The 19,400-nt window shown below is 35.9% G+C and carries 17 protein-coding genes and 1 riboswitch; of the genes, 12 read left to right on the top strand and 5 right to left on the bottom strand.

The genetic code is table 11. From position 1 onward, the window contains the following. Window positions 1-95 precede the first annotated feature (95 nt). The 9 genes from LCM23_RS11235 to LCM23_RS11195 are packed head-to-tail and all read left to right on the top strand — an operon-like array spanning window position 96 to window position 10,547. On the top strand, window positions 96-308 hold the full coding sequence (locus tag LCM23_RS11235; protein WP_224937030.1) for an acetyl-CoA carboxylase biotin carboxyl carrier protein subunit: 213 nt from the start codon (window positions 96-98) through the stop codon (window positions 306-308). Further along, window positions 292-1,860 (top strand): class I adenylate-forming enzyme family protein, encoded by a 1,569-nt coding sequence (locus tag LCM23_RS11230; protein WP_224937029.1) that lies wholly within the window; start codon window positions 292-294, stop codon window positions 1,858-1,860. Before LCM23_RS11235 ends, LCM23_RS11230 begins: the two co-directional genes overlap by 17 nt. Before the next feature lie 11 nt (window positions 1,861-1,871). Further along, a complete protein-coding gene (locus LCM23_RS11225) occupies window positions 1,872-3,431 on the top strand; it encodes an ABC transporter substrate-binding protein (RefSeq protein ID WP_224937028.1) in 1,560 nt (519 codons plus the stop codon). Window position 3,432: 1 nt separating this feature from the next. Further along, window positions 3,433-4,380, top strand: a complete 948-nt coding sequence (locus LCM23_RS11220) for an ABC transporter permease (RefSeq protein WP_224937027.1) — start codon at window positions 3,433-3,435, stop codon at window positions 4,378-4,380. Between the two features lie 12 nt (window positions 4,381-4,392). Beyond that, window positions 4,393-5,229: an ABC transporter permease gene (locus LCM23_RS11215; protein ID WP_224937026.1), complete on the top strand. Its 837-nt coding sequence runs from the start codon at window positions 4,393-4,395 to the stop codon at window positions 5,227-5,229. A gap of 21 nt (window positions 5,230-5,250) precedes the next feature. After that, complete coding sequence (locus LCM23_RS11210; protein ID WP_224937025.1) at window positions 5,251-6,258, top strand: ABC transporter ATP-binding protein; 1,008 nt, start codon at window positions 5,251-5,253, stop codon at window positions 6,256-6,258. After that, on the top strand, window positions 6,251-7,213 hold the full coding sequence (locus LCM23_RS11205) for an ABC transporter ATP-binding protein (protein WP_224937024.1): 963 nt from the start codon (window positions 6,251-6,253) through the stop codon (window positions 7,211-7,213). The genes LCM23_RS11210 and LCM23_RS11205 overlap by 8 nt, the downstream gene beginning before the upstream one ends. An 18-nt stretch (window positions 7,214-7,231) precedes the next feature. After that, window positions 7,232-8,788, top strand: a complete 1,557-nt coding sequence (locus LCM23_RS11200; protein WP_224937023.1) for an acyl-CoA carboxylase subunit beta — start codon at window positions 7,232-7,234, stop codon at window positions 8,786-8,788. Window positions 8,789-8,810: 22 nt separating this feature from the next. Further along, a complete protein-coding gene (locus LCM23_RS11195; protein ID WP_224937022.1) occupies window positions 8,811-10,547 on the top strand; it encodes an AMP-binding protein in 1,737 nt (578 codons plus the stop codon). A gap of 77 nt (window positions 10,548-10,624) precedes the next feature. Here LCM23_RS11195 and LCM23_RS11190 read toward each other — a convergent pair whose 3' ends face one another. From LCM23_RS11190 to LCM23_RS11170, 5 genes are all read right to left on the bottom strand, one after another. Further along, a complete protein-coding gene (locus tag LCM23_RS11190) occupies window positions 10,625-11,296 on the bottom strand; it encodes a methionine ABC transporter permease (protein WP_224937021.1) in 672 nt (223 codons plus the stop codon). Continuing rightward, window positions 11,271-12,308 (bottom strand): methionine ABC transporter ATP-binding protein, encoded by a 1,038-nt coding sequence (locus tag LCM23_RS11185; protein WP_224937020.1) that lies wholly within the window; start codon window positions 12,306-12,308, stop codon window positions 11,271-11,273. Before LCM23_RS11185 ends, LCM23_RS11190 begins: the two co-directional genes overlap by 26 nt. Window positions 12,309-12,347: 39 nt before the next feature. Then, window positions 12,348-13,169, bottom strand: a complete 822-nt coding sequence (locus LCM23_RS11180; RefSeq protein WP_224937019.1) for a MetQ/NlpA family ABC transporter substrate-binding protein — start codon at window positions 13,167-13,169, stop codon at window positions 12,348-12,350. Beyond that, window positions 13,166-14,281 carry an iron-containing alcohol dehydrogenase family protein gene (locus LCM23_RS11175; protein WP_224937018.1) on the bottom strand — a complete coding sequence of 372 codons (1,116 nt, stop codon included), beginning with the start codon at window positions 14,279-14,281 and terminating at the stop codon, window positions 13,166-13,168. The genes LCM23_RS11180 and LCM23_RS11175 overlap by 4 nt, the downstream gene beginning before the upstream one ends. A 91-nt stretch (window positions 14,282-14,372) precedes the next feature. Then, window positions 14,373-14,488, bottom strand: a riboswitch (SAM riboswitch). 79 nt (window positions 14,489-14,567) lie between these two features. Next, the gene (locus tag LCM23_RS11170; protein WP_224937017.1) at window positions 14,568-15,143 is read right to left on the bottom strand and encodes a hypothetical protein; all 576 of its coding nucleotides are present in this window, start codon (window positions 15,141-15,143) and stop codon (window positions 14,568-14,570) included. A gap of 211 nt (window positions 15,144-15,354) precedes the next feature. Between LCM23_RS11170 and LCM23_RS11165 the strand changes: the two genes are divergently transcribed. From LCM23_RS11165 to LCM23_RS11155, 3 genes are all read left to right on the top strand, one after another. After that, window positions 15,355-15,903, top strand: coding sequence for a GNAT family N-acetyltransferase (locus LCM23_RS11165; RefSeq protein WP_224937016.1), 549 nt, complete (start codon window positions 15,355-15,357; stop codon window positions 15,901-15,903). 111 nt (window positions 15,904-16,014) lie between these two features. Then, on the top strand, window positions 16,015-17,430 hold the full coding sequence (locus tag LCM23_RS11160) for a hypothetical protein (RefSeq protein WP_224937015.1): 1,416 nt from the start codon (window positions 16,015-16,017) through the stop codon (window positions 17,428-17,430). A gap of 304 nt (window positions 17,431-17,734) precedes the next feature. Further along, window positions 17,735-19,252 carry a glycine betaine uptake BCCT transporter gene (locus LCM23_RS11155; RefSeq protein ID WP_224937014.1) on the top strand — a complete coding sequence of 506 codons (1,518 nt, stop codon included), beginning with the start codon at window positions 17,735-17,737 and terminating at the stop codon, window positions 19,250-19,252. The last annotated feature ends 148 nt before the right edge of the window (window positions 19,253-19,400 follow it).

Genomic DNA, 19,400 nt, shown 5'->3' with positions numbered 1-19,400 from the left:
ATATACATTGTATTAAGGATAACAAATGAATACAATTTTGTTAAGAATATTCTAATTATTAAGAATGTAAACGCATTCATTGAGGGGTGATAATAGTGAGGATCATTTCTAGTGTTTCAGGTACTGTTAACAGATTGTACGTTAAAGAAGGACAAAACGTTGCGTTGAACTCAATTGTAGCCATAATAGAATCAATGAAGATGGAAATACCTATCGAATCAAATTCAGTTGGAAAGGTTATACAATTGAAAGTCAAAATTGGTGAATTTGTGAATGAAGGAGATGAGATTATTGAGTTGGAGAAATAGGATGATTCCTATTCATGAATTAGTACGAGAACATGTAGACAGCATGCCTAATAAAGTAGCAATTATATACAACGATCAAAAAATCACCTATAAGGAATTAAATTGTTGGTCAGATCGAGTTGCTGGTTACCTTTCAAATTGCGGGCTTAAGAAAGGAGATTCTGTAGCCATTTATATGCAAAATTGTCCTCAATTTATTATTAGTTATCTTGCTATACAGAAGATAGGTGGAATTGTAGGACCATGTAGCCCAATGTTTAAAGAGTGGGAATTAGAATATGAACTTAATGATTTACAAGCCAAAGTAATACTTACTACTGATGATTTACTACCTATAGTAAGAAAAGTAGTAGCCAAATTAGAGCTGCAAATAATTCTAACTACAAATGTAGATAATCTCTATACAGGAAATGAATTAGAGGAAAATGAAGTTAATTTAACCAATATTATTCATGGTGAAGAGATTAGTTATACAAGTGTACCTATTGATATGGAAAACGATATAGGGCTCATTGTATATACATCAGGTTCTACGGGTTTACCAAAAGGTGCTATGTTAACATTTCAGAATGCATACTATAAATCTTATATGATGGCAAAAGTTAGAAAATATAAAAAAGAAGATGTCACTTTAGCTGTTATGCCTTTATGTCATATTGCAGGTATGTTAGGGATGAACACAGCGTTATTAAGCGGTAGTACGATTGTCCTTTTTAATCGTTTTTCACCGCAACTTATATTAGAGGCAATTGAAAAATACAAGATAACGGTCATGCAAACTGTAGTTCCTATGAATGTTCAAATGATGAATCATCCCTTATTTACTGAAGTTGACTTCAGTTCTCTAAGAATGAATGGGTGCACAAGTTTTGGCATTCCCTTATCTGAAGAGATTATCAACAAATGGGAAAACATAACAAAATCTCCACTCTTTGAATCAGCTTACGGATTAAGCGAAACTCATACAGCGGATGCTGTAATGGGGCCAGATGAGATTAAGTTTGGTACAACTGGAAAGCCGATTCCCGATACTAAGATTAAAATTATTTCAACTGATACACGGGAAGAAGTAGCAAATAATGAGGAAGGAGAGATAGTGATCAAAAGCCCAGGTGTTTTTAAGGGATATAAAAATAAACTCAAGGAAACGGATGAAGCCTTTTGGGATGGGTGGCTATTAACTGGAGATATTGGAAAATTAGATGAGGAGGGATATTTATATTTTTTAGGTAGAAAAAAAGAATTGATTAAGTGCTCAGGATATAGCGTATTTCCTGAAGAAGTCGAATCAATGCTAAATAAACATCCGGAAGTCTTTGAATCTGCAGTCATTGGTGTAGATGATAGAACTAGAGGACAAGCGGTTAAAGCATTTATTGTTCTAAAAGATGCAACTAAAATGATTGATAAAGATGAAATGATTAGTTGGTGCAAGGAGAAAATGGCAGCTTATAAATATCCTCGGCATATTGAATTTTTAAAGGAACTACCTAAGTCAGGGACAGGGAAAATTATAAGAAGGAGATTAATAAAGGAAGAAAATCTAAGTTAGGTGGAATGAGGATGGGAAAATTTCTGAAAATCTATCTTTTTATTATTTGTTTACTTCTGCTCGTGTCCAGTTGTTCTAGTAATGAAAAATCAGATTCATTAATTAATCAAGATGCAGATATTTCTAGTGAGCCGAAATCTGGGGGAACATTAAACATAGCTTATGATTCAGATGTAAGTAATTATGATCCTATTTTAGGTAATTCAGGTAATGACCATGCTTTGTTGTATCCAGTTTACGATACATTAGTAGGATATAATGCTAATTTAGAAGCAGTTCCAAGTTTGGCTAAAAAATGGGAAATGCCAGATGACCATACCATTATTCTTTATTTGGAGGAAAATGTTACATTTCATGATGGGTCTGAGTTTAATGCAGAAGCCGTAAAATATAATTTAGAGCGTGTATTATCTGATGAATCTAATATATCTGATTTATCAAATGTTAAAGCGGTTGAAGTGATAGATAATTTTACTGTGAAACTAATTTTAAGTCGACCGGATTCCTCGATTATATTAGCCTTATCTGATCGTTCTGGGATGATGGTATCACCAAAAGCTTTAGAGAAATATGGGGAAGATTTTTCTCAGAATCCTGTTGGAACAGGTCCGTACAAAATGAAAAAGTGGGTAAGAAATGGCGAGATTATTTTTGTGAAAAATCAAGATTACTGGCAGGATAGCCTGCCATATTTAGACGAGATTAATATCAAGATTATGCCTGATGAAAATACAAGGTTAAATGCATTAAAGTCTAATCAAGTACAATTTTATTGGAATGTATCTTCAGTTAACGCACAGGCCTTAAAACATGATGCAAATCTTCTATTGAATTCAAAAATGAAAATAGCATTCTATAATATCTATTTAAATACAAAAATGGCGCCTTTTAATAAAAAGGAAGTAAGGCAGGCACTACAAGTGGCAATAAATCGAGAATCTTTAGTGGAAGCGCTTACTTTTTCGGAGGGTGAACCAGCTTATCAAGCTTTTCCAAGTGAATATTGGGCATCGAGCGAGGAACTTAAGATTCCTTATGATATAGAACAATCAAAGGAGTTGCTCAGAAAAGTAGGTCTCAATGAAGTAAGTTTTAATATGTTTGTACCATCAACTCCTGTATATCAAAGAATCGCAGAAGCCATTAAAGGGCAAGTAAAACAAGCGGGGTTTAATATAAATATTGAACCAATGGAGTTAACGAAAGGTGTTTCTCTTTATTTCAGTGAAAAGCAAATTGAATCTAACTTAACATCATGGACAGGAAGACCGGATCCTTTACAAACAGTAGACTTATTATTGAGTGGAGATGGTTATTATAATGCAGGAGGAGAAACAACCGAAATTCGTGAAGAATTAATTACTAAGGCAGCATCAGCATATAACCAAGAAGATCGAGCAGCATTATATAAAGAGATAAATGAGGTAGCAATTCATGATGACGCAATGACAATACCAATAATGTTTGTTCCTTCTATTGGAGTGATGTCACCTCAAGTAAAAGGCTTCGAAGGTACATTATTAGGAAAGCCTAAATTTTCATTTTTATGGCTAGAAAATGGCGGTGAATAAATTGTTTGTTCAATTTTTTTTAAGAAGGCTCATGTATGTAATACCGATGTTGATAATTACCACTCTAATAGTGTTTTCCCTGATTCTATTAATACCGGGAGACCCTGCTGTTGCATTACTAGGTGAAAATGCAACAGAGGAAAAAATAGCAGCACTACGTTCACAATTAGGTCTAGATCAATCTATATTAGCACAATATTGGAATTGGCTTGGAAATGCAGTTCAAGGGGATTTAGGTAGATCATTATTTACTGGGGAGAATGTAAGTCAGACTGTTATTTCAAGATTAGGCGTAACCTTCCAAGTCGTTCTGTTAGCTATGTTTTTTTCTTTCATATTTGGCTCGGTTTTTGCACTGACTTCAGTATTGAAACCAAATAGTTTCTTAGATTATATTGCTAGATTTTTTGGAGTATTGGGGACAGCAATCCCTAATTTCTGGTTAGCCATGATTCTTGTTGTCATATTTAGTGTACAGTTAGGCTGGTTACCAGCAACTGGGTTTATTAGCGTAACTCAAAGCCCTGTGGACTTCTTTAAGAGCTCCTTGTTACCTTCCTTTTGTTTAGGGGCGTTTGGAGCAGCGCAAATAACAAGACAATTACGTTCGTCTTTAATAGAAGTGATGGAATCAGAGTATATTCGTACTGCATTTTCAAAAGGTTTACTTAAGTGGTCTGTTATGTGGAAGCATGGAATTAGGAATGCGCTATTACCTGTAATAACTACAATTGGTTTGTTATTTGGAAATATGCTTGGAGCAACTGTAGTAATGGAAACGGTTTTTGCTTTACCTGGTATGGGTCAATTAGCAGTTCATTCAATCTTACAAAGAGATTTCCCCATGCTTCAAGGTGTAGTGTTAATTATGGTGTTAATGATTATAGTGATCAATTTTATTACCGACATAATCTATGGTCTACTTGATCCTAGAATCGAGTTTAAATAGGGGGATAAATTGATGATCAGACTGTTCCTTACTAAGTTATATAATGAGAAACTTGCATTTTACAGTTTCGTATATTTAATATTTTTAATTCTTTTATCTATAATCGCTTATTTTTTTGCTCCCTATGATCCGGATGTACAGGATCTATCAAATATAATGGCTCCACCCAATAGTGAACATTGGTTTGGAACAGATGAATTAGGGAGGGATATTTTTACACGTACTTTAATAGGAGGGCAAGCTGCAATTCAAGCTGGTATAGTCGGGATATTAATTCCTCTTTTTATAGGTGTCCCACTTGGGGTCATATCAGGATATGTTGGGGGAATCATTGACGATATTTTTATGAGAATTGTTGATGCTGTTCTTTCTTTTCCTGCTATTTTATTAGCCCTTGCAATCACCGGTGCTTTAGGTGTGAATCTTTGGAATGCTATGATCGCTATTGGTGTCATCTTTACACCGCAATTTGCTCGCCTATCTAGAGGTCAAACCTTACAAATCAGAAGAGAGCCTTATGTAGAGGCGGCGAAAATATCTGGATCGGGTCCAATATGGATTATGATGAACCATATAATTCCTAATATAAGTTCTCCTATAATTGTTCAAGCATCATTTAGTTTTAGCCTAGCTATTTTAATAGAAGCATCTTTGAGCTTTTTAGGAATGGGGGCACAATCACCTCAAATAAGCTGGGGGGGGATGCTTCATCAAGCGTATAGTATGATATTTGTCAATCCATTGATGATGGTTTTTCCTGGATTAGCTATATTGTTATCAGTCTTAGCAGGAAATTTTTTAGGAGATGGTCTACGCATCATGTTTGATCCACGTACCAGTAGATTGTAGAAAGGAGAAAGGGGTGATTTTATGAAGCAAGAATTAATTAAAGTTGAAAATTTGCAAGCTAGTTTTTCTAGTCAACAAGGAACTATTCACGCCATTAATAATGTTAATTTCTCTATTAATGAGGGAGAGATTGTTGCACTGGTTGGAGAATCAGGTAGTGGTAAAAGTGTAACTGCTCTTTCAATCATGGGATTAAATGCTGGAAATATAAAATATTCTCAAAATAGTACTATATATTATCGAGGAGAAAATTTGTTAGCTAGTAAACCAAAAACGATGAAAAAAATCAGAGGAAATGAGCTCTCAATGATTTTTCAGGATCCTTTATCTTCATTAAACCCGCTACAGAAAATTGGAAGACAAATAGCAGAGCCTCTAATGTTACATCTAGGTTACTCTTATCAAAAATGTATCGAGCGAATAATCGAGCTATTAACTATGGTAGGCATTCCATCTCCTGAACAAAGAATCAATCACTACCCCCATCAGTTATCAGGGGGAATGAGACAAAGGGTGATGATAGCGATGGCACTTGCTTGTGACCCCAAATTGTTAATTGCAGATGAACCTACTACGGCCTTAGACGTAACCATTCAGGCGCAAATATTGTCTGTTTTAAAGAAGTTGCAAAAAGAGATGAATATTTCAATTATATTGATTACACATGATTTAGGAGTGGTTGCTGAATTAGCAGATAGAGTGTTAGTGATGTACAGTGGGAAAATTGTAGAAGAAGCAGATGTATATTCTCTATTCGAAAGTCCTAAACACCCATATACAAAAGGATTATTACAAAGTGTTCCTAATTTAAGAGGGGATAAGGAGAATCATCTTTATACAATCCCTGGTACAGTTCCAAACCCATTAAATCTCCCAAAAGGTTGTTCATTTTATAATCGTTGTATGCATGCTAGCCCTAAATGTCATGATAAATCACCAACATGGAAATATGATAACAAATCCTTAACTCGTGGTTATTCATGCTGGCATCCATTAACTGATAGGGAAGAGGTGAAACATTATGTCTAATAACTTATTAGAATTGAAGGGAATTAAGAAGTATTTTCCTATAGATAATGGGATGTTCGCAAAAAATAAGAAATGGTTAAAAGCGGTAGACGGTATCAGTTTAAAGGTTGAAAAAGGCGAGACAGTCGGTTTAGTGGGAGAGTCAGGGTGTGGTAAGTCAACTTTAGGTAGATTAATAGCTGGATTATCGAAACCAACAAATGGTAACGTTTATTATCAAGGTCAAGAGCTGCTTAATATAAATAAAAAACAACTAGGTAAAGAAATTCAAATGGTCTTCCAAGATCCCTATTCTTCTTTAAATCCGAGAATGCGTGTTGATCGAATCATAGGAGAGCCACTACACATTCATAAAATTGGTACTAATGAGTATAAGAAGAAAAGAATTGCTGAGTTACTAGAAAAAGTGGGGTTATCTAATGAACATAGTAAACGATACCCTGCTGAATTTTCTGGTGGTCAACGTCAGAGAATTGGTATTGCAAGAGCCTTAGCGTTGAATCCAAAACTAATCATATGTGACGAACCGGTCTCGGCATTGGATGTATCTATTCAAGCACAAATATTAAATCTATTAAAGGAAATACAAAATGATACAGGTATATCCTATATATTTATCGCACATGGTTTACAAGCCGTGAAATATATTAGTGATCGGGTTGTTGTTATGTATTTAGGTAAGGTAATGGAAATCTCTAAAACTCAAGACTTATTTGATCATCCATTTCATCCTTACACAAAAGCCTTAATTTCTGCTGTACCTGAACCAAATCCAAAAGTAAGAGATAGAGAGAGAATTATTTTAAATGGGGATTTACCTAGACCTGAAAATCCTCCTATAGGCTGTCGGTTTTGTACTAGATGCCCCAATGTAGAAGATAAATGTAGAGAATTAAATCCACCTTTACATGAAATTGAACCAGATAGATGGGTAGCATGTTTCTATCCAGTCTAAAGAACAGGAGGAAGGAAAATGAGCTGGGAAAAGGAAGTTGAAGAAATTAATTATAGAAGAGAGCTTGCATGTCGAATGGGTGGAGAAGATAATGTTGCAAGGCATAAATCTGCAGGAAAACTAACTGTAAGGGAAAGAATTGATTCATTATTAGACAATGGAAGTTTTCATGAATCAGGAGCAATAGCTGGTAAAGCAAAATATGATGGTGATGGGAATTTGATAGAATTTACGCCAGCTAATTGTGTTTTTGGTACAGGAAAATTAAAAGATAAAAAGGTAGTTATTTGTGGAGATGATTTTACCGTAAGAGGTGGAGCGGCGGATGGTGCGATTCACGGCAAACAAGTGTATGCTGAAAAAATTGCACATGACTTGCAGATCCCAATTATTAGATTAGTTGATGGCACTGGAGGAGGAGGAAGTGTTAAAACCTTAGATGCTAGTGGGCATACGTATATTCCGGTTAATCCAGCTTGGGATTTAGTTGTAGCAAATATGGAGAGGGTTCCTGTAGTTTCTGCTTGTTTAGGGTCAGTTGCGGGTTTGGGAGCAGCCAGGGTAGCAGCCTCTCATTTTTCAGTTATGGTAGAGAAAACCTCACAATTATTTGTAGCCGGTCCTCCAGTTGTGAAATTTGGTATGGGTCAAGATTTAACTAAAGAAGAATTAGGTGGTAGTCAAATTCATAGAGGAAGTGGGGCTGTAGATAATATTGTTGAGACAGAAGAAGAAGCCTTTACTCAAATTAAACAGTTTTTATCTTATTTACCTCAAAATGTTTGGGAGATACCTAAGGTGCTTCTATCAGATGATACTCCTTCACGTAGAGAAGAAGAATTAATTAGTTTTATTCCAAGAAATCGAAGAGCTCCTTATAAAATAAGAAATCTATTACCATTATTATTTGATAAAAATTCTATCTTTGAAATGGGGAGGTATTTTGGAGGTGGTACGGTTACATGCTTTGCAAGATTAGATGGTCACTCAGTAGGGATAATTGCCTCTGATACCTTTGTTAATGGAGGAGGATTAACTGCTGAAAGTTCAGAAAAATTAGAAAGATTTGTAGATCTTTGCCAAACCTTTCATTTACCAATTGTAAATCTTGTTGACCAGCCTGGGATGGTTATTGGAGTTCCATCTGAAAGAAAAGGAACGATACGTAAAGGTGTTCGTGCTATTTCTGCAGTTTACCAAGCGCAAGTACCTATGATAGAAATTATTCTAAGAAGAGTATTCGGAGTAGGTGGAGCAGGTATGTCAAATGGGCATGGGTTAAACCTTCGATATGCTTGGCCATCCGGAGATTGGGGGTCTCTCCCTGTTGAAGGTGGTGTTCATGTTGCATATCGTAGAGAACTAGCAGCTAGTAAAGATCCGGAAGGTTATCTGAAGGAGCTATTGGAACAAATGGAATCTATACGTTCACCAATAAGAACAGCGGAAGCTTTTGGGGTAGAAGAGATTATTGACCCTAGAGATACAAGGCCCATTCTATGTGATTGGGTGAAAGATGCATATAATTTATTACCTCAACAAGTAGGGATATCAAAACACGGGATGAGACCTTGACGATAATAGAGAGGTGAAAGTGGTGGAAAGTGAAAAATTATTTACTGAGATGTTTTTGAAAGAAGAGGTAGTAACTAAGTGTGTCGATCACTGGGCAAAAATAAGTCCTAATCAAATATTTATATATTATGGTGAAAGTGACAAAAGTTTAACGTATAGACAGTTTAATCAACTAACAAATAGTCTGGCACGTTCTTTGCTTCAAGAAGGAATCAAAAAGGGAGACAGGATTTCTGTATTTTTACGTAATCCATTTATAACAACTATTATTATGTTTAGTATATGGAAGTGTGGTGCGGTATTTAGCCCTATTAACTTTAATTATAGAGGGAAATTATTAAGTTATCAGATTAATGATACGGAATCAAATATAATATTTACTGAACGATCATTAGTACCCCTCATAAATGAAATCTCTTGTGATATCAAAGAAAAGAGTGTAATTATTCATGATCCTTTAGAGGGGGATCATGATTATTTACAGGAAGTCGAAAGTGTCCCTCTAAATGTTAAGTTTAATAGTTTATCTTTAGATAAATTATTTTTAGCAGAAACAAGTAAGATTACTATTGATTTAGACTATGATGATGTAGCAAATATCATCTATACCTCTGGAACAACCGGTCCACCAAAGGGGGTTGTACAAACTCATAGGTGGATTAATGGATATACGTTAAGAATGAGAATGTTTATGACAGCAGAAGATGTAGTGTATAATGATTTGCCACTTTATCATGTTGGTGGTGCTTTTGCGAACATTGCTAAAGCTGCTTATGTTGGATGTACGGTGGCTTTATGGGATAAGTTTAGTCCAACCAAATTTTGGGACCGTATTGGGAAATGTAAAGCTAGTATGGCTATTTTATTAGATGTAATGATTCCATGGTTAATGAAGGCCGAAGAAACACAGTATGATCATATGAATACATTAACTAAAGTCCATATGCAACCGCTTCCGCAATATCATCATGAGGTAGCCAAACGGTTTGGGATTAATTTTGTTTCAGCAGGGTTTGGTCAAACGGAAGTTGGCAATCCATTGGCTGGCATGATTTCTGAGTTAGGAGAGGATGAGGGTACGCCTAAAGAGATGTATAAAGGAATGAAGAGAGATGAAATCATAGCAAAGTGTGAACAATTCTCAATACCATTAATAGATGGCAAAGAACCCTTGAATAAAGGTTTTATGGGAAAACCCACTTTCTATTTTGATGTAGCAGTATTTGATGAAAAGGACCGAATGTTACCAGTGGGGAAGGTTGGGCAGATAGCCTTTCGCCCAAAACTGTCATATCTCATCCTACAAGAATACTTTAAAAAACCTGAGTCTACGCTTAAATCTTTTATGAACCTGTGGTTTCACTCTGGGGATGCTGGTTATTTAGGAACAGACGGTTATTATTATTTCGTTGATCGTCTAGGGGGCGTAATTCGGAATAAAGGGGAGAAAATATCCTCATTTCAATTAGAAGATATTATCACTTCGCATCCTGAAGTAGATTTATGTGCAGCTTTTCCTGTTCCCGCAGAAGTAGGTGATGAAGATGACGTTGCTGTTTATGTCGTTAAGAAAGCATTATCTTCAATAACAGAGAAGGAAATATTTACATGGACGAAAGAGAATATGCCTAAATTTATGAGGCCAAAACATATCAAATTTGTATTAGACCTCCCACGTACCCCAACCAATAAGGTTGAAAAATATAAATTAAGAGAAGAGTTAATAAGTGAACTGTTGCATAAAAAGGAAAAGATATAATTATATTCAATAGAAGGAAAACTAATGGGAATGAAAATAGAGAAGGCAGAATTATAGATTAGCCTTCTCTTGATTTTTTAATCCTTCTTCAACTTAGCAGCCCAAAAATTCCCCAACGACTGCAAGCCTTGTACTAAAATAATCAGTAAAATGACTGTGACATACATCACATCAACTTCATATCTTAAATGTCCATATCGGTAGGCTAAGTCACCAAGTCCTCCGCCGCCAACGAGTCCCGCCATTGCTGTAGCACCAATTAATCCAATTGTTGCAATCGTGAGTCCAAGAACGATTGAAGAGCGAGATTCTCTAACCAGTACATTCCATATAATATGTCTTGTTTTAATTCCCATTGCTTCATAGGCTTCGACAACCCCACGGTCAACCTCAAGTAATGCTGATTCCATTAAGCGTGCAATATATGGAGCAGTATAAATAACAAGTGGGACAATTACGCCTTTTACACCAATCGATGTACCGACAATAAACTTGGTAAACGGTAGAATGAAAAATAATAAGATAATAAAAGGTACGGAACGAATGACGTTAATTACTATGTTGAGCACATTATATACAAATTTATTATCTAGGGCTTTACCTGGTCTAGTCAAAACAAGAAGAATCCCTAATGGTAGCCCGATCAGAATGGAAATAGCGAGAGAGATACCAACCATTTGGAAAGTTTGTATCGTTGATTCCCATAAATCAGCACCCCATGCATCAAGAAATTCGTTGATGGCGTTCATTGAGTGTCACTCCTTCCACATGGACTTGTTTCTCTTGTAAAAATTGTATGGCTTTGTTAATTTCTGCTGTATCGCCTTTAAAATGGACAAGCAACTGTCCGAATGCTTCATCTTTTAATCTTGTAATATTACCAGATAAGATATTAGGGAAAATATCATATTTTTTCGTTACTAATGCAAGTGCAGGATCACCTGATGATTCACCAAAGAAAGATAATGTTGCCACTTGGCCACTTTCACTTAATTCCTCTAATAGATCATCAGGGATATCATGTGAAAATAAGCTATTAACGAATCTTTTTGTTGTACTGTGTTGAGGAGAGGTAAAGATATCCTTCGTTCGCCCCTCTTCAATAATTTCCCCATTTTCCATAACGGCCACACAATCGCAAATCCTTTGGATAACATTCATCTCATGTGTAATAAGGAGAATCGTAATTCCTAATTCTTTATTGATTTTTAAGAGCAAATCAAGAATTGCCTCTGTTGTATCTGGATCTAAGGCGCTTGTTGCTTCATCGCTGAGTAATACTTCTGGTTCATGCGATAATGCACGTGCAATAGCAACCCTTTGCTTTTGGCCACCAGATAACTCAGCTGGATAAGCATTTTGTTTTTCACTTAAACCGACAATCTCTAAATATTTATTAACGCGGCTCTTTACTTCTTTCTTATCTAATCCTGTTAGTTTAAGAGGGATAGCAATATTATCATAAACTGTTGCTGTTTTTAATAAGTTAAACCCTTGAAAAATCATGCCGATATGACTTCTTGCTTCACGGAGTTTTCCTGGTGTCAGCGTGGTTAAATCCACCCCATTAACTTTTACAGAACCACTATCAGGTTTTTCAAGTAAGTTCACACAGCGAATTAATGTACTTTTACCAGCGCCGCTGTATCCGATAACCCCGTAGATTTCGCCTTGATTCACTGATAGTGAGACATCCTTTAATGCATGGATGCTTCCTTGTTTTCCTGTAAAGGTTTTGGTTATATTCTTAAGCTCTAACATGATTTGATGCTCCCTCCGTAACGCTCATTTTTAATCATTTTACCAAGAGACGATAACTGATCCGTCAAATTCCTCTTCAACAAACTTTTCAATTTCTTCACTGCGGTAGATATCAGCTAATTTTTCAAGAATTTCATCATCTTTATTCTCCGTACGGACAGCAGCGTGGTTTACGTAAGGTGAATCTTTAGGCTCGATAAAGATAGCGTCTTTAGAAGGGACAAAACCAGCTTCAATCGCAAAGTTCGTGTTAATAGCTGCAGCGTCAAGCTCTTCTAGCTGACGAGCGATTTGAGCAGAGTCAAGTTCAATAAATTCATAGTTACCATTGTTTTTTTCAATATCACGAACTGTTGAATTAATACCTGTTTCAGGATCTAATTCGATTAATCCAGCTTTTTCAAATAGTAATAGAGCTCGGCCACTATTTGTTGGGTCACTCGGAAGACCGATTTTTGCGCCGTCTTTTAATTCAGCTACATCTTTTACATTGAGTGCATAGATGCCCATCGGGAATGACACGGTATCAAAAGATTTAACTAAATCTAAATTTCTATCTTCTTTAAATGCATTAAAATAAGGCTCTGTTTGAAAAATGTTTAAGTCAATCTCTTTTTCAGCTAATGCAACATTTGGCATCACATAATCAGTAAATACTTGTGGTTTAATATTGATATCTTCTTCTTTAGCTAATTCAATTACTTTTTCTAAGATTTGCTCATGTGGACCTGCAGTGACACCAATGACTAATTCTTCATCGTCATATAACCCTTCTGTAGAGTTGCTGGCTTCATCACTACCACATGCAGCTAAGCCTGTTAAAGATAATAAGAATGTTCCAGTTAATAACCATTTTTTCATGATGTTTGAACTCCTTTTTGTTCATTTTGTTTTTCTAATAATCGAAGTGCTTGTAAAACAGATTGTTCACATATCTCGTTTTTCATAAAGTGAATCGATTCAGTTGGAAGTATCGCCTTTTTCACAATTGTTTTCATTAATTGCTCGTCATTCACATCTATATTTAGAGTAGAGAGACTACTTGGCAATTGCCAGCTCTCATAAAACGGGAGAAGGTAATCAACTTCCGTCCATTTTTCTTCAATGGCCAATTGACCAAGAATCCCGTAAGCGACTAATTCCCCATGAAGGAAATCTTTGGCTGCATTCGCTACGGTTAGTCCATTGTGAAGCGAATGGGCACCAGCGATTCGTCCTGCCTTTTCGCCGAATCCACCGACCATACCCCCAGTCATGATAATCGTTTCAATCACTCGAATAAGTGCTGGTGAGGTTTCGTTTTTGGCTACTGATTGTAGCGCGGCTTCACCATCATTAAGCAATGTATCTCGGCAAATTTTAGCTGAAAATTGCGAAACTTGTTTAGGTACAGGTAGTGTTTCTTCATGGTAAAGACTTTCAATTAGAGCTTCAGCTTCATAAAATTTGGCTAATGTATCCCCAATTCCTGCTTTTAAATAAGTAATAGGCGCATTAGCAATAATTTCAGGTTCAATCAATACGAGGGTTGTCGCAATAGGAAACTCGGTATAATGAGTAAAGCTGCCTTCTTCTTTATAAAAAACACTTAATGGTGTCCATGCGGCACAGGTAGCTGCGATTGTCGGTATAAGAATGGAATGAACAGATGCTTCAATCGCAACTGCTTTTGTTATATCTAATGCTGTCCCACCACCAATACCAATTACGCCATTAGCACCATCATTTGTTAATATTTCTTGGATGTCATGGACCTTTTTTAAGGTAGTGTGACCATCTATGTAATGAAGGTGAATGTTGTTATCTATTACTTCCTTCGGCAAGTAGGGCTGCACGGCTTGCCAAGCTTTTTTACCGGTTATTATATGGTATTTGGAAACAGAAATATCTTTAAGTAGGTCGGGGAGTTCTGTTAGAATGCCTGAACCTAATAAATAATATCCTGGAGCCCCTTTTACGATTGTTGCAGTCATTTCCTCTCCTCGTTTCTCTTTTGATGTGATTATAAAAACAAAAATGCCTCTCATCATGAGAGGCATAAATATACTAGAATAGTAGTAACCTCTCTCATATATCAAAATACCAAATAGTATTTTGCAGGATTTAGCACCTGTTCATATGGGTATATGAATGGTTGCCGGGCGTCGCAGGGCCAGTCCCTCAGCCGCTCTTTATAAGAGAAAATGCTTTATTAAATTATATTCATAATATTATCTATTACATGAAAAGTCAATAACATAATTGAAATTAATCTTTAAACTAGTGATGGTGTTCTACTTGTGGGGTGTTTTCTTCAATCGGATGAATTGAGTTCTTCGCTTCTTGATGAATTCCCGATGCGCAGATAATGGCGATGCTTAATAAGAATGTTAGATAGAAGGGCACAGGTCGATTTTTCAATGCTTCCTTTAATGAATGTTTTTTGTGCATGAGAAGCATCATGGCAAAAATACTAATTAAATAAATCAGATCCATGCTAATGATCATAAATGTAACTTCGCTTGGTACTAACATAATGCCTAGCATTGCCCCCATCATACTTCCCATGAGACTTGACGCTTGAGCTTCAACGAGTCCGTTTGTTTTAAACGGTAGTCCTATTAAAATGGCAATGACAGCGCTAATGAGAATAGATAATACAGTTGCTTTAGCCATTTCTGGTAACCACACAGATATAATCAAACCGATTGTTAAGCTACTCGTCATACCAACCACCATGGGAATACATTTAGAGTATTGGGTAGCTATTTCTTTGTTTTTTCTAACGGCACTAATAAAGAAAAAGAAACTGTAGCCGACAACTAAAAAAAGACTGAACAAAGCAAGCATATTCAAATTACCCTCCTTTGGATGCTCATAAAATATCTCGATGCCTCCTTTCATATATATTTTGTATCGTAGTGATTATGTCAGTGCAATGGTAAGAAACTTTTTATACTGTTCATTCGTAAATAGGTAAAGCAATATTTTTCAAACTAAAAAAAGTGGTAGTCTTAGTTTATAAGTTTTCATTCAGAACAGTTTGACAAAAAAAAGGAGTTTTTATATGGGGGAAGAAATAAAGATTAGACCGATACATATAAATGATGCAAGAGATATTCATGAAATGCAAAGGCAAGATTCTATTATTCAACAGACAATGGCCTTATCATCGGGGAGATTAAAAGATATTGAAGATTATATTGAAGGACTTACAAAAGAAGACCATGTATTTGTTGCAGAATGTAACGGTCATGTTCGAGGGGTAGCTTCCTTAGAAGAGAGAAGTGGAAAGTTGAGATATAGCGGTAATGTGTCCATCTCTATTAATGAAGAAGTACAAGGAAGAGGGATTGGCAAGACGCTTCTTGAGCGTATAGTAAAGCTTGCCGATGAAGAGTTAGGGCTCATCAGATTAGAGTTAGATGTATGTGCAGATAATATAAGGGCGTTGGCGTTATATGAAATGTTTAACGAGGCTTTGTCTAGCTCCGGACGCCATCGGCTCGAGGTCATAAGCCAATCCGTCAAAAAGGTTAAAAAAACAACCTTTCTGCCGGCTCGTCTTATGCTTGTCACCGATAAGCGGGCGCCCTGCGCTTTTCTAATTTTATAGATGTCATTATTATGGGAAGAATTAAAGAGAACCTTTAAATAGAAACGATCTAATGTTAAAATTTCACTTCCTGCACGTTAATTAAATCATAACTAAAGGAGAACAGCTGCTTTGAATCACTTAATAATGGAACAACTAAAAACCTATTTTAAAGGAATCAACCCAGATGATTTAGTTATGGAGCAGATGGAATTTGAAGAAAATGTGTATGATATCCTGTTGGAAGATTGGGGAGAGTCAATTGGCTCGGTTCGTATGGATGAATTAGGTGTGGCAGAGTTTTTCATTTATACGGATGAACTAGATGAAATTCCAGGGGAAATGAGTAAGTTTGATATGATCATGCAAGCAGAGCAGTTTATAGAAAGGTTCTATGATTCGACTTTCAGACATGGGTTATATTTGTCAGCATATATTGACTTAGGTGAATATCATATGATTTTATATAATCGCAAAGATGAGCGATTGAATAAGGAACTCCCTCATTCTGGAATTAGTTTTACAATGCTTAGTAATGGGGTTTTAAGTGCAGTCGAAAGAGAAAGCATGGATTTTGAACTTGTCTATCCAAAAACACTGATTACGAATGAAGAAGCAAAGCGGATTTATTTAAATCATTTAAGGATTCTACCTGTTATTGCAAAGTATGATAAAGACATATTTGTTAATGGTGATGATGAGTATCACTATGTTTATCAGTTGGAGGATTTTATTCTTGGTGTTCACACAAATGGGGGGGTGCTTACCTCGGATTCGTTTGGTGTAGGCAAAACGCTGGTGACATCCTTACCCCATTTAGCCGAATTTATAGATATTTATACTTTGGCGGGAATGACGGAAGACCATATGCTTGTAGCTGAAGCAAAAAAGAAAAGTGGTAGACTAGAGGTGTGGAGTAAGTTACCTAAAGAATCCTTACGGGTGAGTGAGGAAGATTTATTAGATGATGAATTAGACATCCCTGGTGCGATAAAATTTGTATTCAATGCGGATGGAAGACTGCTTAAATTAATGGGCTTAGATGATTCTGAAACGTTTGCTTCTAGACCTGTTAATTCGAAAGTGGCGCTTTTAACTGCTACATCAGTGTTACAAGCAGTTTGTGATAACCCTCATGATTATTTTAAACTGCAACAATTAGACGATCATGTTATAAGTCAAAAACCCGCAAACGGCATATACGATTTTACGTTTATTCGACAAGAAAGAGGCGTTCAAGTAGCTGATGCTTTTGTTCATATTCAAATAGACGATACAGGTTTGGTGAAGTATGTAGATGTAGATAGTGATGTCCTCCAAGATTTCTCACATGTATCATTTGTCGCAAGCCTTCCATTTAAAGTTGCAACAGAAATGATTAAGGAAAAGCTTTTTATGGAATTAAGCTGGGGAAAGAATATAGAGAAGCATCAATACACATTAACTTATTTACCGACCTATCCACTTACTACAGGTCATATTAAGATGATTGATATGACTACAGGGGAACCATGGGTTATTGACACAAGTTGTATGGATCAATATTGAGAAAATTCAGCACTTTTTTTGCTTTCAGAGAATGGCTTAAAAAGTGTTTTTTATGTTCTATCAATGTTAAGCTTGTATATAGGGCAGATTATACCTACCTGAAAAGGATATAAGTATTTCTAGTTAAAAAGATGTTTAAATCTGTTTTAGTTGGGTAAATATTTGTAAGAAATTTGTCGAACGGTGCGTATTCTTTTAAACAAAGAATAAATAAAAAAATTTGTCTCAAACTAAGAAAGAATAAGGTGCAAATCTTTATTGTTTAGAATTACGTGGACAAGAATTTATTTGAAAGGACTATTCTATGAAGCGAGTATCAAATGTGTTTTGGATTACCGTATTTATTGTTTTTATTTTTGTTATTTTAGGTGTAGCAGTTCCAGATTTGTTTGAAAGTGTAACTGCAAATTTACAAGCTTTTTTAACAAATAGTTTTGGCTTTTATTACCTTATATTAGTAACTATTATAGTTGCTTTTTGTTTATTCCTCATTTTTAGCCCCATTGGTTCTATTAAGTTAGGAAAACAAGATTCTAAACCAGAATTTTCTACCCTATCATGGTTCGCGATGTTGTTTAGTGCGGGTATGGGAATAGGGTTAGTCTTTTGGGGTGCTGCTGAACCGCTCTCACATTATGTAAGACCTCCACTAGCTGATGGTCAAACCGATGAAGCTTTTAGGGAATCACTTCGTTATACATTTTTTCACTGGGGTATACATGCTTGGGCGATATACGGATTAGTTGCATTAGTACTGGCTTATTTTCAATTTAGAAAAGAAGAGCCAGGTTTAATTTCAGCAACATTGAAACCTCTTTTTGGAAAAGCAATGGATGGTATTTGGGGTACGATCATTGACGTGTTAGCTGTATTTGCGACTGTGGTTGGTGTGGCAACGACTCTAGGGTTTGGAGCAGCGCAAATTAATGGAGGGCTAACGTATTTGTTCGGAATTCCTGATAGCTTTGTGGTCCAAATAATTATTGTTGCCATAGTTACTGTATTATTTATGATCTCGGCATGGTCTGGATTGAGTAAAGGGATTCAATATTTAAGTAATGCTAATATGGTGTTAGCTGTTATTTTAGTCTTACTTGTCTTTGTGTTAGGACCTACAGTACTCATCTTAAATATGTTTACAGATACGATTGGTGGTTACATACAAAATATTATACGCATGAGTTTTAGTATTTCACCATTAGATGGAGAGCATCGTTCATGGATTAACGATTGGACTATTTTTTACTGGGCATGGTGGATTTCCTGGTCACCATTTGTGGGGATTTTCATTGCGCGTGTTTCTAAGGGACGAACAATTAGAGAGTTTATATCTGGAGTCCTACTTGCTCCAGCGCTAGTCAGCTTTTTCTGGTTTGCTGTATTCGGTACGTCATCTATTAATGTGCAGCGAAGTGGGGCTGTAGACTTAAGTCAATTCCCGACAGAGCAAGTACTATTTGCTGTATTTAATGAGTTTCCATGGTCTATGGTGATTTCTATCATCGCTATTCTGTTGGTATCGACATTCTTTATTACATCAGCAGACTCTGCGACTTTTGTTTTAGGAATGCAAACGACTTATGGCTCCTTAAACCCTCACAATTCTGTAAAGCTTACATGGGGTGTTGCACAGTCTTTAGTAGCCTTAATACTCCTATATAGTGGAGGATTGCAAGGTCTGCAAAATGCATTAATTATTGCAGCCTTTCCATTTTCAATTATAATGATATTAATGATGATTTCCATATATCGTTCATTAATGCAAGAAAGAAAAGAGCTCGGATTATATATAAAACCAAAGAAAAAGAAACCAGAGAAATAAATAGGAAAAAGCCCGAACCATGTTCAATGTTGATATGCTCCCCTCTAGGTAGACAGATAAAAAAATAAAATCTGGCTACTAAAAGGGGAGTATATTTATGTCTAAAAGAGCTCATCCACTCGAAGTTAGGATAGAAGTAATAAATACA

This window comes from Cytobacillus kochii (genome assembly GCF_020171845.1).
GTDB classification, from domain to species: Bacteria; Bacillota; Bacilli; order Bacillales; family Cytobacillaceae; genus Cytobacillus; species Cytobacillus kochii.
Note: the sequence above shows the minus strand (reverse complement) of the source record. Positions and strands in the feature narration are given on the sequence as shown.

Bases quoted from the DNA above. Each gene is read 5' to 3' on its own strand.
- LCM23_RS11175 (WP_224937018.1), bottom strand. From the start codon at position 14,281: ATGACTGCAACAATCGTAAAAGGGGCTCCAGGATATTATTTATTAGGT.
- LCM23_RS11155 (WP_224937014.1), top strand. From the start codon at position 17,735: ATGAAGCGAGTATCAAATGTGTTTTGGATTACCGTATTTATTGTTTTT.
- LCM23_RS11215 (WP_224937026.1), top strand. From the start codon at position 4,393: ATGATCAGACTGTTCCTTACTAAGTTATATAATGAGAAACTTGCATTT.
- LCM23_RS11205 (WP_224937024.1), top strand. From the start codon at position 6,251: ATGTCTAATAACTTATTAGAATTGAAGGGAATTAAGAAGTATTTTCCT.
- LCM23_RS11210 (WP_224937025.1), top strand. From the start codon at position 5,251: ATGAAGCAAGAATTAATTAAAGTTGAAAATTTGCAAGCTAGTTTTTCT.
- LCM23_RS11180 (WP_224937019.1), bottom strand. From the start codon at position 13,169: ATGAAAAAATGGTTATTAACTGGAACATTCTTATTATCTTTAACAGGC.
- LCM23_RS11185 (WP_224937020.1), bottom strand. From the start codon at position 12,308: ATGTTAGAGCTTAAGAATATAACCAAAACCTTTACAGGAAAACAAGGA.
- LCM23_RS11200 (WP_224937023.1), top strand. From the start codon at position 7,232: ATGAGCTGGGAAAAGGAAGTTGAAGAAATTAATTATAGAAGAGAGCTT.
- LCM23_RS11190 (WP_224937021.1), bottom strand. From the start codon at position 11,296: ATGAACGCCATCAACGAATTTCTTGATGCATGGGGTGCTGATTTATGG.
- LCM23_RS11165 (WP_224937016.1), top strand. From the start codon at position 15,355: ATGGGGGAAGAAATAAAGATTAGACCGATACATATAAATGATGCAAGA.
- LCM23_RS11225 (WP_224937028.1), top strand. From the start codon at position 1,872: ATGGGAAAATTTCTGAAAATCTATCTTTTTATTATTTGTTTACTTCTG.